The organism is Pantoea sp. CTOTU49201, assembly GCF_032054795.1.
GTDB classification, from domain to species: Bacteria; Pseudomonadota; Gammaproteobacteria; order Enterobacterales; family Enterobacteriaceae; genus Pantoea; species Pantoea symbiotica.
On record NZ_DAMBSA010000427.1, the window covers coordinates 1 to 3,882 of the forward strand.

The following is a 3,882-nucleotide window of genomic DNA, read 5'->3' on the forward strand; positions in this document are numbered from 1 at the left end:
GGTGAACGGGCGAATCTGCTCAATAAAGAACGGCGACAGCGTGATATTTTTCACATAGTGACCATCCATAATGTCGATATGCAGGAAGTCAGCGCGGGAGTCCAGCACGGCGAGCTGGTGCTTGATCTCCATCAGATTCATACACATCAACGACGGGGAGACTTGAATACGCATCATACTTCCTTTTTTTCGGTCAAAGGGTTAAGCGCCGCAGCCAGCTTGCTGAGTTTGACGGCACGATGTTCGTTAAAGCGGGTTTTAAATTGTTTGAAGGCCAGTACCACAATCAGCACCGCGCCCCACATCGCCAGGCTGACGTGCTGGCTGATGTTCATCAGGTTGAAGCCGGTGGAGAGCACTTGCAGGGCGATCAGCGCCAGCACCACGCCGGTGACGCGACCAAAGCCGCCGTTGGGATCGGTGCCGCCAAGGATGATCGCCAGCACCGTCAGCAGCAGATACGCATCGCCGTAACCCATACGCGCCGAGTTGAAGCGCGCCATCATGATCAATCCGGCCAACACGCACAGCAGGCTGGAGATGACGTACACCAGAATCACCATGCGATGGGTGTTGATGCCGCTAAACCAGGTGGCGTTGATGTTGCTGCCGCCCATATAGATGCATTTACCGGCGCGGGTTTTGCCGAGGAACAGCGCCAGCAGCGCGGCGGCAATCAGGAACACCCACAGCGGCAGCGGAACGCCAAGCAATGTGTTGGAACCGAGCGCCTGCACCACCGACGGCATGCCGCTGACCGCTGCACCTTTGGTCAGCCAGATGCCGATACCGTTGAGCGTCATCATGGTCGCCAGCGTCACCAGAATCGGGTGCGCTCCGATGCGCGTTACCATCACGCCGGTAATCACGCCAATCAGCGCCGCAATCAGCATCGCGCCGATGATGGCGATGAACAGCCACAGCAGTTGCATGCCGGTCCCCGCATCGGCGGGCAGGGCGCGCATCAGCGTCCAGGCGATAAACAGCGCCGTCAGATTAGCGGTGGCGATGATCGCCAGATTCAGTCCGCCGCTGAGAATGGCGATAAACATCGCCAGCGTCAGCAAGCCGAGCTCAGGCAGCTGAAACGCCATGCTCATAAAGGTCGAATCAGTGAGAAAGCGGCCCGGCAGCATGATGGTGAAGGTCGCCAGCGCCAGCGCAATGAGCAGCATCAGGCCGATATTGGTGCCGTCCGGACGCAGAGCAGAGAGTGATTTCATGTGAATGCGCCTTCCGTTAGACGAAACTGACATCAGTTTCTTTACGTTTTTTGTAGTGAGTCACGGCGATGGCCACCATGATCACGCCGCCCACCACGATGTTCATGAAGTAGTTGGAGACGCCAATCAGGTTGAGGCCGTTCTTCAGGATGGCGATGAGGAACACGCCCATTAAGGTGCCGCTCACCGTGCCTTTGCCGCCCATCAGGCTGGCACCGCCCAGCACCGTGGCCGCCAGCACATCCAGCTCGCCGCCAACCAGCGCATTCGGCACCACTTCACCCATGCGATAGACCTGCACTAAGCCGCCAATCGCCGCCATCGCACCCAGCCAGCCGTAAGCGAAGATGTGAATCAGACCGACGCGAATACCGATGCGGCGCGCTGATTCCGCATCGCCACCCACCGCATACAGCTGGCGGCCAAGATTGGTTTTGTTCAGCAGCAGCGCGGTCAATCCCGCAATCACCAGCATGGTCACCAGCGGCAATCCAATCTGGAAGCTGTTGCCTTGCCAGGTGAATGGCAGCACGCTGCGCAGCGTGATCCACCAGTCCGGCAGCGAATAAAGGCTTTTGCCGCCGGTCACCCACATCAACAGACCAAACAGCAGCGACTGCATGCTGATGGTGATGATGATCGACACCACGCGCAGCGAGGTAATCAGCAGGGCGTTGATCACGCCAAATAGCGTGCCGCACACTACCGCCAGCAGAATGCTGAGCAGGGCGTTATCAAACTGGAACTGCACAAACAGCGAGGCGATCAGGTATTGCACCACTGACGCCACCGCAGCAAAGGAGATATCGATGCCGCCGGTCACCAGCACCACAAACAGGCCGAGGGCAAAGATGCCGGTCACGGCGTAGCTTTCGGCCAGATCCAGCAGGTTTTGTACCGTCAGGAACTGATCGCTGGCGGCAGAGAAAAACACGATGAACGCCAGTAAAACCCAGGCAAGCCAGCCCTGGCTGGAGCTTGGACGTAAACGAGAAAAATCAGGCATTGATCACCTCCGCCAGCTGCTGTTGCTCAACGGTATCGGGTTGGTATTCGGCATGAACGGTGCCATCACGGAAGTGCAGGATGCGGTCGCAGTTGTACCAAACCTCGGGCACTTCGTCGGAAATCAGGATGATCGACAAACCTTCTTTCGCCAGCAGATGAATCAGCTGATAGATGCTGGCTTTAGCGCCGACATCCACGCCAACCGTGGGCGAATCGAGGATCAGGATGCGCGGCTGCGTCAGCACCCATTTCGCCAGCACGATTTTCTGCTGATTGCCGCCGGAGAGCGTGGAGATCGCCAGATTGGGATCGGCGACGCGCACGCCAAGCTGCTGAATCCACTGCAGGATCAGCTTGTTCTTACGGTATTCGTCAATCAGGTGGAAACGGTTTTGCAGTTTGTCGAGGATCGGCAGCACCATGTTGTCGGCCACCGATTGCTGCTGAACTAAGCCTAGCGTTAAGCGATCTTCAGAGACATATCCAATGCCCGCTTTGATCGCGTCCTCGTGTCCACGGAAGCGCACCGGTTTGCTGTCGAGCCAGATCTTGCCGCTGTCCGGTTTGGTCATGCCAAACAACGACAGCGCCAGTTCGGTACGGCCAGATCCCAGCAGGCCGCACAGGCCCAGCACTTCGCCCTGATAGAGTTTGAAATTAACGTCGTGGTATTGTCCGGCGCGCGTCAGTTTTTCGACTTCGAGGATCAGGCGATCATCATTGCGCGTCGGCGTTTTTAGCTGGTAGTCGAGCTTCAGGCCGGTCATCAGTTCGGTCAGATGGTGCGGCGTCATCTCTTTGGCGGGCCAGCAGCCCATTTTGCGGCCGTCGCGGATCACCGTAACGCGATCCGAGATTTCCAGTACTTCATCCAGACGATGGCTGACAAACACCACGCAGATGTTTTTGTCTTTCAGGTAACGCACGGTGCGCAGCAGCTGATTCACTTCGGTGCGCGTCAGCGACGCCGTTGGTTCATCCATGATCACCAGCCGCGCATCAGCGACCAGCGCACGGCAAATCGCTACCTGCTGGCGGGCGGCAATCGACAGCGATGCCACTTTCTCATCGAGGTCGAGGTCAAACTTCAGCTCATCAATAATGCGCTGCGCCGATTCACGCAGTTTGGCTTTGCGGTGCCAGCCGAGCAGGCTACTCAGGTTGTGCTCGAAGGCGATATTTTCCGCCACGCTGAGATTGGGGAACAGCGACAGATCCTGATAAATCACCTGGATGCCGAAGTCACGCGCCTGACGTGTGGTCAGACGCGGGAAGATTGGGCCTTCGCCCAGCGTGATGCGGCTGCCGCTATCCGGGGCGTGCACCCCGGAAATGACTTTGATTAAGGTGCTCTTGCCACAGCCGTTGGTGCCGGCGAGACAGTGCACTTCGCCAGCCAGTAAGGTCAGCGAGATATCGCTCAGTGCGCGGTTGCCACCAAATGTTTTCGACAGGTTGTCGAGCGCAATCAGCGTCTGTGGGATCACCTCTTTCATCATTACAGCCCCATTTTCACCAGTTTTGGCAGGTTCTCTTTGTCCAGGCTTTCGGTGTTGTTGCCGAGGATGGTGTGGGTCGCCTCATCAACTTTCACTTTGCCCAAACCCTCGATGGTCATTCCGTCGGTGATTGGCTCTTTCTTCTGCATCAT

At 57.5% G+C, this 3,882-nt stretch carries 3 protein-coding genes and 2 pseudogenes; all 5 read right to left on the bottom strand.

The annotated features are described in order from the left end of the window. Positions 1–174: pseudogene (locus tag RTY00_RS21455) on the bottom strand (allulose-6-phosphate 3-epimerase); the annotation flags it as partial. Continuing rightward, positions 174–1,223, bottom strand: coding sequence for an ABC transporter permease (locus RTY00_RS21460; RefSeq protein ID WP_179449942.1), 1,050 nt, complete (start codon positions 1,221–1,223; stop codon positions 174–176). The gene RTY00_RS21460 and the pseudogene RTY00_RS21455, both read right to left, overlap by 1 nt. Before the next feature lie 16 nt (positions 1,224–1,239). Continuing rightward, the gene (locus RTY00_RS21465) at positions 1,240–2,229 is read right to left on the bottom strand and encodes an ABC transporter permease (RefSeq protein WP_154155726.1); all 990 of its coding nucleotides are present in this window, start codon (positions 2,227–2,229) and stop codon (positions 1,240–1,242) included. Beyond that, positions 2,222–3,727: a sugar ABC transporter ATP-binding protein gene (locus RTY00_RS21470; protein WP_312666105.1), complete on the bottom strand. Its 1,506-nt coding sequence runs from the start codon at positions 3,725–3,727 to the stop codon at positions 2,222–2,224. Before RTY00_RS21470 ends, RTY00_RS21465 begins: the two co-directional genes overlap by 8 nt. Positions 3,728–3,729: 2 nt before the next feature. After that, positions 3,730–3,882 (bottom strand): annotated as a pseudogene (locus RTY00_RS21475) (autoinducer 2 ABC transporter substrate-binding protein); the annotation flags it as partial.